The sequence below is a fragment of the Elusimicrobiota bacterium genome, assembly GCA_016180815.1.
In the GTDB taxonomy this organism is placed as follows: Bacteria; Elusimicrobiota; Elusimicrobia; order JACQPE01; family JACQPE01; genus JACPAN01.
The window spans coordinates 68,670-86,515 of record JACPAN010000006.1 but is presented as its reverse complement, the minus strand read 5'-3'; the positions used below and the strand labels follow the sequence as shown (position 1 = coordinate 86,515).

Here is a 17,846-nt window from a genome sequence, read left to right as displayed (position 1 = left end):
AATAATCAGACCTGAGCCTGAGTTGATTGTTCCGGGGCCACGGCCACGGCTTCGATCTCAACGAGCATGTCCGGGTGCACCAAAGAACTCACTTCGATCATCGAGGTGGCGGGACGGATGTCTTTGAAAAATTCGGCGTGTACGCGGCCGATTTCCTCCCAATGGTCGATATCCACGACATAAATCCTGGTCTGAACCACGTCTTTTAACGCAACGCCGGCGCCCTTCAACGCTTTCTCGATATTCTTCAAGGCTTGGCGCGCCTGCTCAGCGGGATCACTGGGCGAAACGATTTCCCCTTTTTCATTCGTGGCCGTGGTACCCGAGACAAAAACCATGGAGCCGGCGCGCACCGCGCGCGAGTAGCCTACTTTGGATTCCCAAGGCGTATGGCTGGCCACATGAAGGCGCGCGCCGCCGTTTTTGTGGCCGCTTGAATCACCGTTTTTCCCCCCGTTATTACTCATCCCTTCGAAGCTTAACAGGACAAGAAAAAATTGCCAGCTTTGATTTTGATTTCCGGATTAGGCTCAATCGACCGCGATTTTTTGAAAACGCGTCAAAAATTCCCGGGGTGAGAGCCCGGCGGTTTTAGCCAAGCCCGCCAATGTTTCGGGATTGCGCAAATCTTCATGTTTCAACCGGATCATATAGCTGGTGGCGGCTTGATAATATTCCGAATGAATATCGACATGGCGCACGCGCACGCGGCCCGTTTTACGGTCAAGGATATCGGCGAAACGCACGGGCGCCATGGCGCCGCCCTTAAAACAGATGATGACGCGGTCTTCCCCTGAAATCAAACGCCCAACCGCGCCGTAGCCCAAACGCCGCGTGTAATCCACATCGAAAGGGATCGGGTTGCAGGAACGCAATTCATATCCGATATCTTTGGCGATCAAAGTGATTTTCTGCCCGGCACGGGCCAAACGACGCTCCAATTCCTCTTTGACGGCCCGGCCGAAATCCAGCTCCGGCAGCTTCAAATGGCCGAATTCATCGGGCTGAGTATTTTGAAGATCGGCCCGATCCTTGGCGATGCGCATGGCCAGGCCCTCGGCTAAAATCGCCACCCCGTCGGAACGACCCAGCCATTTTCTTTTAATCACCGCAGCCTCCAGCACGTCGACAACGCGGGCCAGCGTGACTTTGCCTGAAAACTCCTCCGGGATGACGGCCAAGGTCGCGCCCGAGGCGAAACAAATGCCCGAAGCCAAGAATCCCGAGCGACGGCCCATGGTCACGACCAAGTACCAGCGGTTCGTGGTGCGCGCATCCTCCATCAAATTCTGCACCAGGTACGTGCCCACATGGCGCGCGGTCTGAAAACCGAAGGTCGAGGTGGCGCCGGGCAAGGGGATGTCGTTGTCGATGGTTTTCGGCACGTGAACCAAACGCAAGGCCCGGCCCGCGACTTGCCCCAAACGCGCGGCCAACGAAGCCGTGCCCTCGCCGCCGATGGTCATCAAATGCGTGATGCCCAGCTTCTTGACGGCCTGCACGATCCGCTGCATGCCCTCGGGCACATCCATGGGATTTTCCCGCGACGTGCTCAGGATGGAGCCGCCCGTAAAATGAATCCGGGAAACATCCGCGATTGTTAGGTGCCGGACATGGCGCGTGTCGCCGCGTGAAAGCCATTTGAAACCATCATAGATGCCGATGACTTCGAAACCCGAATTAACCGCTGCGATAGTGGCCGAAGAAATGACGCCGTTGATGCCCGGAGCAGGCCCCCCGCCGACGACAATGCCCAACCGGCGTTTCATCATCAGGAATAAATACCGATGACGCGGCTCAAAAGGGCCAGCGCTTGTTTTCTCGGCCGCTGAAAAGCGTTGCGGCCGATAATGGAGCCCGTGCCGCCGCCCTGGCGGATGGCGCGTGCCTCATCCAAAATTTCCGCCTCGCTTTTGGCCGGGCCGCCGGAAAAAACGACCAGCCGCCGCCCGTTAAAAGCCGACTCAACCACATGGCGGACGCGCTCGGCCAACGGCTGGGTTTTGATTTTCTTCTGCGCGTAAATTTTTTTGGCTTCTTCCTGGAAAATGAACGCGCTCGGCAGCTTGACTTTGACGATATGGGCGCCCAATTGACAAGCCAGATGCGCGGCATAAGCGATCACATCCAAAGCGGTTTCACCCTCTTTAGACAAAGCGCCGCCCCTGGGGTAAGCCCAGAGAACCGCCGCCAACCCCAAGGCTTTGGCCTCGGCGATCGCTTGTCGGGCTTCTTGATACATTTCTTTCGAGCGAGCGGACCCCGGATAAATCGTGAACCCGACCGCGGCGCAGCCTAAACGCAAAGCGTCTTGGGCCGAAGCGGTAACCGCCGGAATTGGGTCCGTGGATTTACTCAAAATCTCATTGCCGTTGACTTTAAGGATTAAAGGGATTTCACCGGCGAAATCTTTCGCTACGGCTTCGATGAAACCTAAAGGCGCGGCATAGGCCGAGAGGCCTGCGGCCACGGCCAATTCCGCATGGTAACGGGGATCGTAGGCGGGAGGATTGGCGGCGAAGCTTCTGGCCGGGCCGTGCTCGACACCTTGATCGACGGGCAAAATGAGCAAACGTCCGGTTCCGCCCAAGCGTCCTTGATTCAACAAGCGAGTCAAGTTGGCGATGGTCGCCGGGCTGTCCGCCCCGTAACAGCTTAAAATTTCCGGAACGCGCTCTTTGCTCATCGTACCCTCCTTCTAAAGTTTAACACGGCTTCACACAAAGACCAGCGGTTTTTTAAAAAGCAACAAACCGGCCAAATAAACAAAAATGGGGCGAGGCTCTTTTAGCCTCGCCCCATCAAACAAACGTTCGGAATCAGCGATTATTTTTTTGCGAGCTCGGCAGCGACTTTGGACGCCAATTTCTGATTCGCGTCCTTGAACATGGGGATGGCTTTTTTCGGGTCCTGAACGCCTCCCACCTGCAATGCGCCTTGATCCGAAATTTCCGCGGCGTTCACCCATAGAATACGCTCGCCCGCGGGATCAAAAACGCTCATATCAATCATGGCCTGCCCTACGTTTTTCCCCAACATACGGCCCACGAACGGCAAATGACCGGTTTTATTAAAGAGATGATGACCGTTCATGATGCGGATCACATAATCGGCTTTAAGGTCCTTGGCGATGGCCGTCACGGATTCCTTTTTCATGTTGACGGGCCGAAGGCCCCTGGCCGGAAGCGTCGTCGGTAAAGCCAGCGTCGACGCGCTCCGGTAAGACGGGCTTTTCAAAACCTCATCCGTCGGGATCACTTGGTACCCTTCGCCTTTAAACGCATTGACGTAAAGGTCGTAAGACCAATCGATGAATCCTTGATCTAAAACCGCGCTTCCCTCCGTGCCCTTGGCCGCTGCGGAACGCGCCGCCAATGAAGCGAGATTGCCCTCGCCCGTGAGCACCGTAGTCCCATCGAACGCCAAAATGGCGACGCGTTTTCCCGTCATTAATTTTTTCATGTCGCCCTTGGCCTTGTAATGACTGCCGCCCGTGCACCCGCCCAATAAAAGAACCGTTCCCAATCCATAACGCAACACTGCATTTGCTTTCATAAATGAACCCCCTCTCCTTTAATATTGATGCCTAGCTAAGGTAGCCCCAAAACAAACAACTGTCAACGAGGTGTTTTTTGATCGATGAAACAGGACTTGCTCTTAATAGCCCAAACGGCGCACCGACTCGCTGTTCTGGCGCCAATTTTTCTCAACACGGACGCGAATCTCCAACTCAACCGGGCGGCCCGTGAACGCCTCGATGCCTTGAACCGATTGTTCCCTCAACCGCCGGATGGCGGCGCCGCCTTTGCCGATGACAATGCCTTTTTGACTTTCCCGCTCCACAATCACAGAGGCTGAAATCCGGTCCGACCGCCCCGGTTCCTCGCGATAACTCTCGATTTCCACGGTGGCGGCATGGGGGATTTCCTCGTCATAGAGCTCAAAGATGCGCTCCCGGATGATTTCCGCCGCGAAGAAACGCTCATAACGGTCCGAAGCCTGATCTTTCGGATAATAAGGAGGGGACTCCGGCAGCAAAGCGATCAACCGGCTCCTAAGCGCGGTCACTCCTTGCCCGGTTTTCGCTGAGACGTGAAACACGGAGTCCCACCGGGCCATGGCCCGCCAAGCAGCTTCTCCCGCGCGCAACCGCCCGGAGATCTCCTTAATATCCGCCTTGGCCAGGACCAAAATCATAGGCCGCTGGAACCGGCTTAAGGATTCGATCAGGGCCCGTTCGCTTTCTTGAACGGCGTCATCCGCCACCCAGATTAAAATATCGGTATCATCGCGCGCCGCGCTTTGGCTGGCCCAACGCAACGCTCCCTGCAAGCGATCCTTGGCCGCATCCAGCCAACCGGGCGTATCCACGAAAATCAACTGGTAATCGCCACTGTTGGCGATGCCTAAAATTTTATGGCGCGTGGTCTGCGGCCTGGGCGAAACAATGGATAGGGTTTGGCCTAACAGCGCGTTCATTAACGTCGACTTGCCGGCATTTGGGCGGCCCAAGATAGCGGCAAAACCGGCGCGATGCGCCTGAGGCGTCATTTGTTCGATGATTTGGCGATCCTAAAGGAACGCTTGACAATGGCGAACGCCTCTTGGGCGGTTTCCACCACGTGAAAAAGATGTTCGTCTTTAGGGGCGACCACGCCTTCTTCGACAAGATAACGAAAATTAACGGCTTTGGCCCAATATTGCCGGCCGACCAAAATCACCGGGAATCGCGGCATCTTGCCGGTTTGAATCAAGGTCAGGGCTTCAAAAAGCTCGTCCATGGTGCCGTAGCCGCCGGGAAACACGACCAGGGCTTTGGCCCTGAGCAAAAAATGCATTTTGCGGACGGCGAAATAATGAAACTGAAAACACAGCTCAGGCGTGATGAAGGGGTTGGGATCCTGCTCGAATGGAAGCGTGATATTGAGCCCCATGGACTTGGCGCCGACATCATCCGCGCCGCGATTGGCCGCTTCCATAATGCCCGGCCCGCCGCCGGTCACGATGGTCACGCCCTTGCCTTTATAGTGACGCGAGATAAGAGCCGCGAAACGCCGGGACTCGTCGTAATATTTGGCTTTGCGCACAAGGGCCCTGGCCGCGGCCAGGCGAAGGGCCAGAGCGCGGTTTTTCGGCCTTTTCCCAAAGTCCTGCTCAAGCCGTTGCAATTGGCGCTGAGCGTGGGCGCGCTCGGTGATTCGGGCGCTGCCGAAAACAACGACCGTGGCTTTAACGCCCTGTTTCTCCAGCATGACATCCGGTTTTAAAAGCTCGAGCTGCAAACGCACGGGCCTCAAGCCTTCGCTCTTTAAGAATCCGATATCTTCGAAGGCTTTCCGATAAGAAGGCGAGCTCGTGATGGCCATAATCCGGCGGCGCGTGGACGGCGAACTCATGCGGCGGATTCCTGGGCGGGCCGGTTAAAACGCACGGTCATACCGTTCATTTTATGTAATGGTGATCATGAATCGGCTGCTCTTTTTTCCGGCTGTGCTGGCGGCGGCGATCCTGCCGGCGGCTGCCGAGCAAAGCACCGTCGGCGGCCTTCTCATCAACGGCTCGACGACCAAACCCGAGATCATCGGCCGCCTTTTGGATACCAAGCCCGGAGCTTCTTTTACCCCGGCATTATGGTCCGAGGACCTGCGTCGCCTGGCCAACAGCGGGTATTTTTACGACGTGCAAGGCGGCTCCCGCGCCGCAGGGCCGGGTCAAATCCATCTGGATCTGAATTTAAAAAATAAATTTTCGACCATCCCTATTTTCAAATTCAAGCAAGGCGGGGGCACATCACAACTGACTGTTGGGCTCTATGAAGTCAACGCCTTCCATCGCTTGCTGGAAATCGGCGGCCAGTATGAGCGCATGAACGCAAAAGACGGAGGCGTCGTTTGGTTCAGGCATCCTTACTTCGGTTTAAGAAAAAACCGCCTGGGCGCCGAGCTTTACGCCCACACCTTGAACCTGCCGCTATTGAGCAAAAAAGGAGAGCCCCAAGCGCATTTTGATAATGAAGAAATCCGCGGGCATTTATGGCTTGAGCGCGAAATCAGCCCGCGCTTCAAAACGGCGCTCACGCTTAATTGTTATCGCAACGGCTTCGAAGCCGACGATTCAACGGCCGAACAAGCCGCTCGCAACGGAGCCTTCCTTCAAAACAACCGGCTGAATTCCGGCCGCACCGCTTCACTGACGCCCGGCGCCATCTGGGGGCGGCTCGATCAGGACGATCATTTGGTCGAAGGCCGGCGGCTGAAAATTCAAGCTGAGTTGGCCGATCGCGCGTTAGGCTCTCAATTTGAATTCGTGAAACTCGAAGCCGAAGCCGCGGCCGCGCTCGTGGCCGGGGAACGCTGGAATCTGGCCGGGCAAGCCCGGATGGGGACGAAAAGCGGCCATGAGTTTCAGCATAAATTTTACTTAGGCGGCTTGGACACGGTGCGCGGCTTCCTGGACGGGCAATTTCGCGGGGAACATATGTGGCTCGTCAATCTCGAAGCCCGGCCTACGATTCTTGAGCGTCCGCTCTGGACGCTTCAGGGCAATCTGTTCGCGGATGCGAGCAAAACCTGGGATGCTCGGGGCTTTGGCGCGGAAGGATTCCGAAACCCTTTTCTGAGCTTCGGCGCCGGGCTTCGCCTGATTGTCCCGCGCATTTACCGGGCGATTATCCGGCTCGACGCGGCGCGAACCCAGGAGCCCCTGCGCCAATGGGGGTTAAGCTTCGGACTCCAACAATTTTTCTAAAAACCAAGCCGCGCCCGGTTGATTTTAAAAACAGTCATGGGATCGACGCGCGCGCCGTTAAGCCGGAAGGCGAAATGAAGGTGAGGTCCGCTCGCGCGCCCCGTTTGCCCGGCCCGGCCGATCATTTGGCCTTTTAGAACGCGTTCGCCCTCTTTAACGGTCGTCGCGTCTAAATGGGAATAAACTGAAAAAATCCCCCAGCCATGGTCGATGGCCACGACGTTTCCGCCTAAATATTGATTATCCACCAACGCCACGCGCCCGGCATTGACCGCTAGAATCGGCTCGCCCACCGGGGCGCGGAAATCAACGCCCGTGTGCCGGGGCCGGGGTTCATCGTTCATGATGCGCTGAAGCCCGAACGCCGATGATATGCGCATTTTCCGGACGGGATAAACGAAAGGCTCATGCCATAGACGCTCCCCGGAATTCAAACCGAACACCTCCTTTAATTTGGCCGAATCCCGGTCCACGCGTTTTTGCGTTTCCTCATCGAACGTCACCATTTTTGGAGGCAGGGTCAGACGCTGAACGGGAAAAGTGCCGGCATTGATTTCGAAGGAACCCTCCGCTTTCCAACGGAACCATCTTTTCTCCGGCAGCGCGGCGATTTTCCAATCGCGCCGGCCCGGAGCCTCCTCCACATCGATCCCGGCTAAAGCCAAATAGACCGACGAACTGATTTCGGCAAAATACACCGGCTTGCCCGCAAGCTCGCCTTTCAACTCTTTCAATTTCTTGGGGCTCACGACGCGGATGACGAAAGCCTCTCCCTGAGTCACGGTTTGGGGCCAATCAACGGACAAGAATTTGCTTTTCCCTGCGGCGAACGAAGGTCTAAAACAACCGCACAGAACAAAAAGCATCAGCGTCCAAAACAAGGCCGGCCAAGTGTTGAAAATACGCACCAGCGAATTTTCTCTTATATCCGTTAAGCTTGGAAGGTGGCGAAAATAATCGCCCGGCGCTCCGTAAAGCTATGATCCTCTGACATGGAACATTTCGAACGCCTGCTCAGGCTCTTGGACGTTGAACGCGAGGCCGAATGGCAGGAGAATAAACGCGAGTTGGCGCGCTACCCGCTGGAAGTTCGCGAAGCCTTGGGTAAAACAGCCACGCGATTGACCTTCGCGGGCACGGATACCGGCGTCGGCAACTACCCTCTTCTTTCCCTGACGCGCCATTTGCGCGAAGGGGACCCGTCTCCTTTTCATGCCATGGACTCCGGCGATATCGTCCAAATCGTTTTCCCCGACGGCGCGGGCGTTTTAGACGGCACGCTGTATAAAGTCGAAGACGCGGCCATCACCATCGCCTTGAATAAAGAACTCCCCCGATCATTGCCTTCCGGGCCGTATCAAGTCGATCTTTTGGGCAGCGACGCCACGTACCGGCGCATGGCCGAGGCCCTGACCAGAGTCGACAAGGAACGCCTGGGCGTGACCGCCAGGCTCCGCGATATTTTCTTGGGCGATTTAAAACCGCGCATCGGCAAACCCGCCAAAGTGAACTTTTTGAATGAATCGCTTAATGAATTCCAGCGTCGCGCCGTGGAAACCGCGCTGGGCGCCCCGGAAGTCGCCATTATCCACGGCCCGCCCGGCACCGGCAAAACCACGGTTTTAGTCGAAATCATCCGCCAGGCCGTCCAACAAAAACTGCGCATCTTAGCCGGCGCGCCGAGCAATATCGCGGTGGACAATATTCTTGAAAAACTGCTCGCCTGCAAAATCCGGGCCGTGCGCCTGGGGCATCCGGCGCGGATTTCCGAAGCCCTGCGCCACGCCACTTTGGACGCGCTCATCGCGCATGATCCGGTTCAAAACGATGTCCGCAAAATGCGCCAAGAGTTCGACCGCATGAACAAGCGAGATACGCCCAGAGGCGATCTTTTCCGGCTTAAAAAAGAAATTCGCGCCATGGAAAAAGATATTTTCCGCTCCGTGCTGCGATCCGCGCAGGTCGTGCTGTCCACGCACGGAGGACTGAACCTCAATATGTTTCGCGAAAACTTCGATCTTGTGGTGCTGGATGAGGCTTCTCAATCAACGGAACCTCTATCCTGGATCCCCCTGGTCAAAGCCAAAAAAGCGATTCTCGCCGGAGACGTCTGCCAGCTTCCCCCCACGATTTATTCCCAAGAAGCGGCACGGGAAGGCTTGGCCGTGACGCTATTGGAGCGCCTCAAAACAACTCTGCCCAAAGGACTGCAAGCCCTGTTGCGCGTGCAGTACCGGATGCACGAAGCCATCATGGGCTTTTCATCGCAGCAATTTTATGAGGGGAAACTCATCGCCGATGAATCGGTTAAAACGCATCTCCTTTCGGATTTGCCCAATACCGAGGCCTCGGAACTGACCACGCAGCCCTTGATTTACATCGATACCGCGGGCGCGGGCTTTGAGGAAACCTGGAATGAGCTGTTGGAAAGCAGGGAAAATAAAGGGGAGGCTGATTTAGCGGTGCGCCTCTACCAAAAACTCCGGCTCTCAGGCGTCGAAGCCAATCAAATCGCCGTCATCACGCCCTATGTGGCCCAGGTGCGCCTGATCAAGAGCCTGCTCAAGGAACCGGGTCTTGAAATCGCCAGCATCGACGCCTTTCAAGGGCGCGAAAAAGAAGCGATTATTCTGTCCTTGGTTCGCAGCAATGATCAAAACGAAGTGGGTTTTCTCTCGGACACGCGGCGTATGAACGTGGGGATGACGCGCGCGCGGCGCTTGTTAATCGTGATCGGAGACAGCGCCAGCATTGCCGGCCATCCCTTTTACGCTCAATTTATCGACTATGCCGCCCGGCACGAAGCCCATCGCAGTTCCTATGAATGGTCGGGTCAATAAGCGCGCCCGGCGAGAAAATCAATGGCACGCTTCCATCCGGCCAAGGCTTGACGGCGCGCGCCCGCGCTCATTCTTGGGCTGAACATCCGGTCTTTTTTCCAAGCTTTTTTAATTTGGGACAAATTGGACCATAACCCGATGCCCAAACCCGCGGCAAAGACCGCGCCCAGGCTGGTTGTTTCGAGAAATTTCGGCCGTTTCAGTTCGACGCCCAAAATATCCGCCTGAAACTGCATCAACAAATTATTGGCCGCCGCCCCTCCATCCACGTTCAGGCTTTTCAAGGGCCGGCCGATATCGTTTTGCATGGCTTGAAGAATCCCGACATTTTGAAAAGCGATGCCTTCTAAAATGGCGCGGGCAATGTGCGCTCGCTCGGTGCCCCGCGTGATGCCCATCAACAAGCCTTTGGCCTCCGGCTGCCAATGAGGAGCACCCAGGCCGGTTAAAGCAGGAACAAAAACCACGCCCTCCGAAGAAGAAACCCGGCCGGCTAAGGTCTCGATCTCGCCCGCTTTTTTGAAAAGCTGGAGCCCATCGCGCGCCCATTGGACCGCGGCTCCGGCGATAAAAGCGCTGCCTTCCAGGGCATAGGTGTAATTCTTATCATCGAGCGCCCAGGCGATGGTGCTCAACAGCCGGTGCTTGCTGGCCACGGGTTTGGCGCCCGTGTTAAAAACAAGAAAAGCTCCGGTACCGTACGTGCATTTAGCCGAGCCTTCTTGCAAACAAGCCTGGCCCAATAAAGCGGCTTGCTGATCCCCCAGAACGCCGGCGATGGGAATGCCGTCCGGCAAACCGGGAGCATGGCGCGTTTTAGCGAAAACCCCGATCGAAGGCCGCAGCTCGGGCCAAATATTGTTCGGCACATCCAAAGCCGCGCACAACTCATCATCCCAATGATGCCGCGTCAGGTGAAAAGCCAAGGTTCTTGACGCATTGCTGGGCTCGGTCACATGCGCGCCGCCGGAAAGACGCGCGATCAAATAGCTGTCGATGGTGCCTGCGGCCAACCGGCCTTGCCGGTAAGCCCGTTTGATTTGAGGCCAGTGCTTGAACGCCCAGGCCGCCTTGGTCCCGGAAAAATAGGGATCGAGCAAAAGCCCGGTCTGTTTCTGAAAAAAGGGTTCGAGCCCCTTGTCTTTCAACGCCGTACACAAAGACGCGGTTCGCCGGTCCTGCCAAACAATGGCCCGGGCCAAAGGCTCCAAAGTTTTCCTGTCCCAAAAGCAGAGGGTTTCGCGCTGATTGGTGATGCCGATGGCCGCAATTTTTTTGGCATCGCGCCCACGCATGATTTTGTTGACGGTGCGGGCCACGGAATTCCAGACATCGTTTAAATCATGCTCCACCCATCCGGGTTTGGGAAAATGCTGCTTAAAATCCATATCCGCCATCGCCAGACGGTTAAGGTCTTCATCCATCAACAACACGGTGGAGCCGGTTGTGCCCTGATCAATGGCGAGGATATGATTCGTCATGAATTCATCGTAGGAAATAAGGGCTTAAAATTCCCAAATTTTTTTAATTTTGGCTAAACTACTGCCATGAAATCGCGCTCGAAATCGTTTTGTCGCCATTTAGGACTTCTGGCCGCGGCCTGCGCAACGCTGACTTATACCCATGCTTCCGCACCGGCCGCCAAAATTCTGTATCCGGCCGATCTCGGCCCGACTGAAATCGACGTTTCCCATTATCCACCGGAGCACCAAAAAACATACCGCGAAATCTTTTTAGAAGTCTTCGGCTTTTTCGGAACCGCGGCCCGGGTCATCAACTCGCCCTTAATCGAAGCGGACCCCAACCTGGAAAACGTCGAGAAAAGAAATCATCCTGAGTTTTCCGACGCGCAAATCGCGCAGTTCGTCCCGATGGGCTGGAAAAAAAGAGTGGAAGCCATCCGTTTAAAACCGCCTTGCTGCGGTGCTTGCCCTGTTTTAAGCCTAAAAGAAGCCAAAGCCTTACGGCAATTCTTGGTTTATGATTCGCTGGCCCGCAAAACCGGAGTCAATGCCGGAGCATGGATCAAGCACCGTAAAAATTTGAACGAACGGTTCAAAAAAGAATACCCCGACCGGTTTCGCGAGCTGCACGCAAATCTAAATCAAAATTAGGAGTTATCAAATGAATATTAATATCAGAAGTCCTTTGGCCGCATTCGCCGTCATTGCGTGCATCCTCGCCTTTGCCGCTGACGCGCCGGCTAAAACCGAAGAAACCATCGATGCCGAACTAACCTACGCGCCCCATGTTCCGGTCCCTATTGCCCGGAAAAAACCCGTGGTCGTTCGCGTCAAGTTGGAAACGCCGGAGGTCAAAGGCGTCCTCATGGAAGGTTTGGATCAGCCGACCGAATATATTTTTTGGACGTTCAACAGCCATGTTCCGGGCCCGTTCATCCGGGTTCGGCAAGGCGACACCTTGGAACTGCATCTGAAAAATCCCGCGGAAAGCACGATGAGCCACAACATCGATCTTCATGCGGTCACCGGCCCGGGAGGCGGCGCAGCCGTCACGTTGGCCAAACCCGGAGAAACCGTGGTCGCCCGATTTAAAATGATGCATTCCGGTCTCTACGTCTATCACTGCGCGGCGCCGCCGGTGACGGATCATATCGCCAACGGCATGTATGGACTCATTCTAGTGGAGCCGCCCGAAGGCCTGCCTAAGGTGGACAGGGAATTCTACGTGCTGCAAAGCGAATTCTACACGAAAGAAGAATTCGGCACCGAAAGGCTTGTCCAATACGACCGCGATAAAGCCGCCGAAGAAAAACCGACCTACGTGGTTTTCAACGGCCGCTACGGCGCCCTGACGGAGGACAACGCCCTGACCGCCAAAACCGGGGAAAAAATACGCCTCTTTCTGGGCAACGGCGGCCCCAACCTGGTGTCCTCATTCCATATCATCGGGGAAATCTTCGACCGCGTCTACAAAGAAGGCAGCATGGACGCTTCCGGGTTAAAAAACGTGCAGACCACGCTGATCCCGGCCGGGGGCGCGGCCATCGTGGAATTCGGCCTGGAAGTTCCGGGCAGCTACACGTTGGTGGATCATTCCATCTTCAGGATTGAGAAAGGAGCAGTGGGCATCATCAACGCGACCGGCGCCGAGGCGCCGCAAATCTATAAAGCCCTGCCGTAAATAAACGCTTCTTTCTGCGGCCGGCTCCAGCTCTTGATCTGAGCTTCACGTTTAAGGGCGCTGGAACGCTCGGGATGCGGCTCCTTCCAAAGCAATCTGATTGGTTTAAATGAGCGAGTGTAGCGAGCGCCTCGTGAAGATACGTGCTCTTGAAACCTACGCTTGATATCCGTCGTGATTCCCGTGTAAAAAGTATCGTTGGCGCATAAGGCGATATAAACGAACCACGAAGGCTTTAGTTTCGCTCTCTTCGCCATGGACAAGATGATAATATAGGTTAAAGATGCGCCTGCAAGAACATCATGAGTTGTCCCATCTTTTAATTTCTTCCCCTTTCTGGAAAGAAAAGCTCAACTGCATCGTTCATCCTTCCGCGGTCCGCATGGCGCATGATTTGGATCCTTCGGGAGCCCTGGGCATCGGCGCGGGCAACAATCCTTTTTGGAAAGGCTTCAAACACGCATACGGGGAAAAAGAGGCGACCGTCGATTTTTTGTTCCGGGTAAAAAAACAGCATCCGGAGAAAATCGTCTTGATCCAAGTCGGCGAATTCTACGAAACATGGGGGATCGACTCCGTCTTTCTCGTGGAATACTGCGGTTTAAACAGAATGGGCAAACGCGGGCCGCGAGCGGGCGCGCCCTTGGCCAATATCCAGGCGGTTTTAGACGGCTTGACCCAAGCCGGCTTTGCCGTGGTCGTGTGCGAACAAACCAACGATATCACGCAAACCGGCAGAAAAACGCGCTTTATCTCGGAAATCGTCACGCCCTCGTCGCCGGTGTACACCTACGGCTTGGCCATGAACAAAGACCGGGGCAACGCTTTGTTCCCCGATTGTCCACCGGAATTCGGCATTGCCGCGGACGCCAGGGGCATGATTGTGGTTGAGGTCAATCCCGATTTGCGCACACTCTGGACTTATGAAGGATTGACGCGGGAAGCCGCGTGCATGCGCTTGACGCGCTACGGGGGGCGTCTGGGCCGGATTTTCTGCCATGAAAATACGGATAAGGAGTTTCTTGAGCGCAGCGGCATTCATTATGAGCGTTTGATCAAAATTTCCGGGTATTTACCCAAGGATTTTTCCAAACGCGTTGAGGAATTGATCAAAATCGATTTGTCCTTGGATATCGAAACGCCCTTCATGCGGCTTCGGCCTCTTGAGGACCGGCCGGTTCAGGCGCCGCGACCGGTTTATCAGCGCACGGCCAATCAAATCGGCATCCTGCCCGAGCGCGGCATCCCGGATTTGATCGAACACATGCTGCCTAAAGGCAGCCCCGCGGCTGCACAAAACTTAATCCGCAATTTTTTGCTCAACCCTCCCCCAAAACAAACCGCGGATGAATTGCGCTTCACCTTAAACGCGATTTTGTCCACATGCACGTTTTTCAACGAATTTCCGATCTCCAACCCGGCGCGCTACGTCAAGACCCTCATTAAAAGAGAAGCCGGGCCGGATATCTTAAAAGACCTGCATAAACTGGCTCAGAATTTTCTCTCCTGCTATCAAATGGATTTTGCCGCGTCCATGCCGTCGGCTCTGTCCGTGATTTCCCATATTCTGTCCACGAAAATCAATGAAACCGCGTTAAAAGCGAGCGCGCGCGTGATCCTTGAAACGTTGGAACCCGTTCTTCCCCACGAAGACGACATCCCCTATGAACCGCGCCGCGAGGGGATTTCCGTAAATCTTTTCGAGACGGTTGAAGATGCCTTCAAAGGCCGGGTGGCTAAGACCGCGCATCCGGAAATTACCAAACTTTACGAGGCGGTGGAGCGCGCGGCCGGACGCTACGAAGAAGCCCTCGCCGAAGATTTGATTCCTGCCATCGATGCCAATCCCGCGCTGGCGCTCTCCTATGACGTTCACAATCTGGCTATTTGGCTGAGGGGTCCGGCGAACGCCGGACGGCTGATTCATCCTCATGACCGACACGGCAAACCGGTCAAAGACCGCTGGAGCACGGCTAAAGTTGAGCGCGCCCTTGAGGAATACAAAGAAAATGCCGAAAAAGCGCGGCTGGGCGTGGCCTTGCTCTTAGGCCAAATCTGCCAAAAACTCGCCTCGCATCATCCGGCCATCGTGCATCTGGCCACGTTCTCCAATTTCATGCGCACGCTGATCCTTCATGTCAAAGAGTGCCAGGCCAAAGGCTGGAGCCTTGAAGCGGGTTTCATTCGGCGGCCCGGAAAATCGCTTGTTGTGAAAAATTTTTTCCCCTATTGGATGAGCCCGCATGAAGCGGTGAAGAATACCTTAAGGCTTGAGGGCATCATGCTATTGACCGGGCACAATATGTCCGGGAAATCAACGTTGATCCGTTCCCTGGCTACGACCACGCTTCTGGCCGCATCCGGCTGGATGTTCCCCGCGGACAAAGTCGAGGGCTCGGATGAAATCGACGGCTGGTTCGTGCGCACCGGTGTTCAAGATGACCCGCAATCAGGCCTTTCCGCGTTCGCCGTGGAAATGACCGACGTTAAAATCGCCTTGCGCGACGCCACGGAGCACAGCCTGATTTTCATTGATGAGCTCGGCAAAGGCACGGAATCCAAAGCCGGACACGCCATCGCCGCCGCCGTTTTGGAGCACCTCAATCAACGCCAAGTCAAAGGCTTATTCGCCACCCACTGGCATGAGCTGTTCTTCAATCCAAAAATCAATCTTGAGGGCATCGGCCAATACTCGATGCAGGTGCGCCAAGGCGGCCCGACCTACAAAGTCGTTGCCGACAGCAGCTTAAGCTCCAGCGCCTTCGATACCGCCCTGAGATTGGGGATGGACAAAAAAATCATCGAACGCGCCATGGAAATTGCCGAGGGTTATTCGATGCATTTTAGCGGCAACTATTTAGGCGAACGCAAAGCGCCCTATGAAACAGCGCCCCAAAATAAAAAATTCTCCATTGAAAACGCCCGTTTGGCTTTAAGCGAAATCGCGGGCATCGCCGAGCCCGCCATCCACTATGTGGCTCCGGACGCGTATCCTCTTTTTAAAAATATGAACAGCAGCTGCCTTTATGTGCTGAAAACAAAGCAGGGGTTCTTCTACATCGGTGAAACGGACAACCTGATCGCGCGCATCAACGCCCATCGCAACAGCCCGGACAAAAAAGACGCGGAATTGATCTACGCCGGCGTGGCCGCAGGCAAAAGCTGCGCCCGGAAATGGCAGGCCCAACTGATCATGAAATTAAAATCCCAGGGCTTCCCCATGCTCTCCACCGATGACGCCAAGCAGCGCCATTTCAATGATTTGCAGCCCGCCTCTCTCTGATTTGAATCCGGCCGAAAACCTCCCCGGAATTCCCGGCAATTACGATAAAATCTCTCTTGTTGCTTGACATCTACTTGGTCCGCCGCTGCATCGAACTCCTTGAGGCGATCGTTAAGAATCGCGCGCTTCTTATCGGGCTTCCGGAAAAAGATCAAATCGCTCTGCTGACCGCGGCTGGGCGCGTTTCGCGCCCCACGCGCCTGGAAAAAATATTGCGGCGGCGGGCCTATCGCAGCCAAGAGCGCAAACGCATCAGAACCGAGGATCGTTTGCTCCTGGCTGAAACCCAGATACGCTCCCTACGCCGGGAGACGGTATTCGCCGCTCCGGCCAAGCCGACTCTCGATATCGGGCCGGCGCAGGATGGGCCGGCGCTTAACACCCCGCGCACCTGTTACGTTTGCAAGACAAAATTCGACAAACTCCATTTCTTCTACGACGCCATGTGCGGCCCCTGCGCCGAATTTAATTACTTCAAACGCTTTCAGACGGCGTCCTTAAAGGGAACAACGGCCGTTATTACCGGGGCGCGGCTTAAAATCGGGTATCAAGCTTCACTGATGATGCTGCGCGCCGGGGCCAAGGTTATAGCGACCACGCGATTTCCGCACGACGCCGCCCGGCGCTACTCACGGGAAAAAGATTTCGGGGACTGGAGCGCGAGGCTTCAAATCCACGGCCTTGACCTTCGCCACTCGCCCAGCGTCGAAATTTTCTGCCGCTACCTCGACAGCTCGCTTGAGCGCTTAGACATTCTGGTCAACAATGCGGCGCAAACGGTGCGCCGCCCGCCGGCTTTTTACCAACACCTGCTTGAATTCGAAACACCGGGGAACCCGGCCCTGGCCCAGGATGAACGGCGGCTGTTGCGCAATCACGAACACCTTAAAAGCCTGCTGGCCAACACACCGTCCTTGTTGCCCCAAGCCGGTCCGGTCGACGCCACCGGCATGGCAATCTGGCACCGCGGAGGCTTCGGCATCGGAGTTAGGGAGTCGGCCATGCTGTCTCAACTCAAATACAATTACGATGACGCCGACTTGGGATTAGAGGTATTCCCCCCGGGACGCACGGATGCCGACTTGCAGCAAGTGGACCTGCGTAAAATGAACAGTTGGCGCATGCCCTTGGCCGAAGTGCCCACAGCTGAAATGATCGAGCTTCAACTCATTAACGCGGTCGCTCCCTTTATTCTGTGCTCAAAGCTTAAGCCCTTGATGCTGCGCCAACCGACATGGGAAAAACATATCGTCAATGTCTCCGCCATGGAAGGCAGCTTCTCGCGGCACACCAAGACGGACAAGCACCCGCACACGAACATGGCTAAAGCCGCGCTGAACATGCTGACTGTAACCTCAGCCGCGGATTACGCCAAGGACGGCATCTATATGAATGCGGTTGACACCGGCTGGGTCACCGATGAGGACCCCGCCCATTTGTCGGCGCGCAAGCAAGAAGAGCACGGATTCGAACCCCCGCTGGATATCGTCGATGGCGCCGCCCGCGTTTGCGATCCATTTTTTTCAGGACTCCTGGAAGGCCGCCACCTCTGGGGAAAATTCTTCAAGGACTACAAGCCGACCAATTGGTAAAAATTGATCTGCCCAGGAATTCCCCTGTCAACACCAGGGAGACCTGGACGACAGTTCCTCACTGGGGCGGACATTCCACTGCGCGGGTTTAATGTTTTCCTCGCAGATAATTTGAAGTCCGCAGTCCTCGTAGCGCACGATGAATCGTGAAAACACCTGTTTTAGACCAATTGTCAATCGCGATCGGTCATCGTGTTTAACAGCCGGCGTCAAGTCAGATTTGAAAAGGACATCATAAAC

The 17,846-nt window shown here is 55.5% G+C and carries 15 protein-coding genes; 6 read left to right on the top strand and 9 right to left on the bottom strand.

From position 1 onward, the window contains the following. Positions 1–5: 5 nt before the first annotated feature. From HYT79_02875 to HYT79_02850, 6 genes are all read right to left on the bottom strand, one after another. Positions 6–467 carry a RidA family protein gene (locus HYT79_02875; protein MBI2069519.1) on the bottom strand — a complete coding sequence of 154 codons (462 nt, stop codon included), beginning with the start codon at positions 465–467 and terminating at the stop codon, positions 6–8. A 63-nt stretch (positions 468–530) separates the two neighbouring features. Then, on the bottom strand, positions 531–1,769 hold the full coding sequence (locus HYT79_02870) for a 6-phosphofructokinase (GenBank protein MBI2069518.1): 1,239 nt from the start codon (positions 1,767–1,769) through the stop codon (positions 531–533). 2 nt (positions 1,770–1,771) lie between these two features. Further along, on the bottom strand, positions 1,772–2,686 hold the full coding sequence (locus tag HYT79_02865) for a class I fructose-bisphosphate aldolase (GenBank protein ID MBI2069517.1): 915 nt from the start codon (positions 2,684–2,686) through the stop codon (positions 1,772–1,774). A 140-nt stretch (positions 2,687–2,826) separates the two neighbouring features. Next, on the bottom strand, positions 2,827–3,555 hold the full coding sequence (locus tag HYT79_02860; protein ID MBI2069516.1) for a hypothetical protein: 729 nt from the start codon (positions 3,553–3,555) through the stop codon (positions 2,827–2,829). Between the two features lie 102 nt (positions 3,556–3,657). Continuing rightward, a complete protein-coding gene (gene era, locus HYT79_02855) occupies positions 3,658–4,551 on the bottom strand; it encodes a GTPase Era (protein ID MBI2069515.1) in 894 nt (297 codons plus the stop codon). Continuing rightward, the gene (locus HYT79_02850) at positions 4,548–5,396 is read right to left on the bottom strand and encodes a TIGR00730 family Rossman fold protein (GenBank protein MBI2069514.1); all 849 of its coding nucleotides are present in this window, start codon (positions 5,394–5,396) and stop codon (positions 4,548–4,550) included. Before HYT79_02850 ends, era begins: the two co-directional genes overlap by 4 nt. A gap of 67 nt (positions 5,397–5,463) precedes the next feature. Here HYT79_02850 and HYT79_02845 point away from each other — a divergent pair, with 67 nt between their 5' ends. After that, positions 5,464–6,747, top strand: a complete 1,284-nt coding sequence (locus tag HYT79_02845) for a BamA/TamA family outer membrane protein (protein ID MBI2069513.1) — start codon at positions 5,464–5,466, stop codon at positions 6,745–6,747. Here the strand turns inward: HYT79_02845 and HYT79_02840 are convergent. Further along, positions 6,744–7,655 (bottom strand): M23 family metallopeptidase, encoded by a 912-nt coding sequence (locus HYT79_02840; protein ID MBI2069512.1) that lies wholly within the window; start codon positions 7,653–7,655, stop codon positions 6,744–6,746. The two genes, HYT79_02845 and HYT79_02840, sit on opposite strands and share 4 nt — an antisense overlap. An 84-nt stretch (positions 7,656–7,739) precedes the next feature. Between HYT79_02840 and HYT79_02835 the strand changes: the two genes are divergently transcribed. After that, on the top strand, positions 7,740–9,587 hold the full coding sequence (locus tag HYT79_02835; GenBank protein ID MBI2069511.1) for an AAA family ATPase: 1,848 nt from the start codon (positions 7,740–7,742) through the stop codon (positions 9,585–9,587). Here HYT79_02835 and glpK read toward each other — a convergent pair. After that, positions 9,581–11,068 carry a glycerol kinase GlpK gene (gene glpK / locus HYT79_02830; GenBank protein MBI2069510.1) on the bottom strand — a complete coding sequence of 496 codons (1,488 nt, stop codon included), beginning with the start codon at positions 11,066–11,068 and terminating at the stop codon, positions 9,581–9,583. The genes HYT79_02835 and glpK overlap by 7 nt on opposite strands. Before the next feature lie 66 nt (positions 11,069–11,134). On the opposite strand from glpK, the gene HYT79_02825 reads away from it, so the two are divergent. After that, positions 11,135–11,701, top strand: coding sequence for a hypothetical protein (locus tag HYT79_02825; GenBank protein ID MBI2069509.1), 567 nt, complete (start codon positions 11,135–11,137; stop codon positions 11,699–11,701). Between the two features lie 10 nt (positions 11,702–11,711). Beyond that, on the top strand, positions 11,712–12,731 hold the full coding sequence (nirK, locus tag HYT79_02820) for a nitrite reductase, copper-containing (protein MBI2069508.1): 1,020 nt from the start codon (positions 11,712–11,714) through the stop codon (positions 12,729–12,731). Here the strand turns inward: nirK and HYT79_02815 are convergent. Beyond that, the gene (locus HYT79_02815; GenBank protein MBI2069507.1) at positions 12,713–12,988 is read right to left on the bottom strand and encodes a GIY-YIG nuclease family protein; all 276 of its coding nucleotides are present in this window, start codon (positions 12,986–12,988) and stop codon (positions 12,713–12,715) included. The two genes, nirK and HYT79_02815, sit on opposite strands and share 19 nt — an antisense overlap. Before the next feature lie 26 nt (positions 12,989–13,014). Between HYT79_02815 and HYT79_02810 the strand changes: the two genes are divergently transcribed. Then, a complete protein-coding gene (locus HYT79_02810) occupies positions 13,015–16,014 on the top strand; it encodes a hypothetical protein (GenBank protein MBI2069506.1) in 3,000 nt (999 codons plus the stop codon). Positions 16,015–16,052: 38 nt separating this feature from the next. Next, on the top strand, positions 16,053–17,606 hold the full coding sequence (locus HYT79_02805; GenBank protein ID MBI2069505.1) for an SDR family NAD(P)-dependent oxidoreductase: 1,554 nt from the start codon (positions 16,053–16,055) through the stop codon (positions 17,604–17,606). Positions 17,607–17,846 lie beyond the last annotated feature (240 nt).

Excerpts from the sequence above, each read along its gene's own strand:
- HYT79_02875 (MBI2069519.1), bottom strand. The coding sequence starts at position 467 with ATGAGTAATAACGGGGGGAAAAACGGTGATTCAAGCGGCCACAAAAAC.
- HYT79_02870 (MBI2069518.1), bottom strand. The coding sequence starts at position 1,769 with ATGAAACGCCGGTTGGGCATTGTCGTCGGCGGGGGGCCTGCTCCGGGC.
- HYT79_02850 (MBI2069514.1), bottom strand. The coding sequence starts at position 5,396 with ATGAGTTCGCCGTCCACGCGCCGCCGGATTATGGCCATCACGAGCTCG.
- nirK (MBI2069508.1), top strand. The coding sequence starts at position 11,712 with ATGAATATTAATATCAGAAGTCCTTTGGCCGCATTCGCCGTCATTGCG.
- HYT79_02835 (MBI2069511.1), top strand. The coding sequence starts at position 7,740 with ATGGAACATTTCGAACGCCTGCTCAGGCTCTTGGACGTTGAACGCGAG.
- glpK (MBI2069510.1), bottom strand. The coding sequence starts at position 11,068 with ATGACGAATCATATCCTCGCCATTGATCAGGGCACAACCGGCTCCACC.
- HYT79_02825 (MBI2069509.1), top strand. The coding sequence starts at position 11,135 with ATGAAATCGCGCTCGAAATCGTTTTGTCGCCATTTAGGACTTCTGGCC.
- era (MBI2069515.1), bottom strand. The coding sequence starts at position 4,551 with ATGACGCCTCAGGCGCATCGCGCCGGTTTTGCCGCTATCTTGGGCCGC.
- HYT79_02860 (MBI2069516.1), bottom strand. The coding sequence starts at position 3,555 with ATGAAAGCAAATGCAGTGTTGCGTTATGGATTGGGAACGGTTCTTTTA.
- HYT79_02865 (MBI2069517.1), bottom strand. The coding sequence starts at position 2,686 with ATGAGCAAAGAGCGCGTTCCGGAAATTTTAAGCTGTTACGGGGCGGAC.
- HYT79_02810 (MBI2069506.1), top strand. The coding sequence starts at position 13,015 with ATGCGCCTGCAAGAACATCATGAGTTGTCCCATCTTTTAATTTCTTCC.
- HYT79_02845 (MBI2069513.1), top strand. The coding sequence starts at position 5,464 with ATGAATCGGCTGCTCTTTTTTCCGGCTGTGCTGGCGGCGGCGATCCTG.
- HYT79_02815 (MBI2069507.1), bottom strand. The coding sequence starts at position 12,988 with ATGGCGAAGAGAGCGAAACTAAAGCCTTCGTGGTTCGTTTATATCGCC.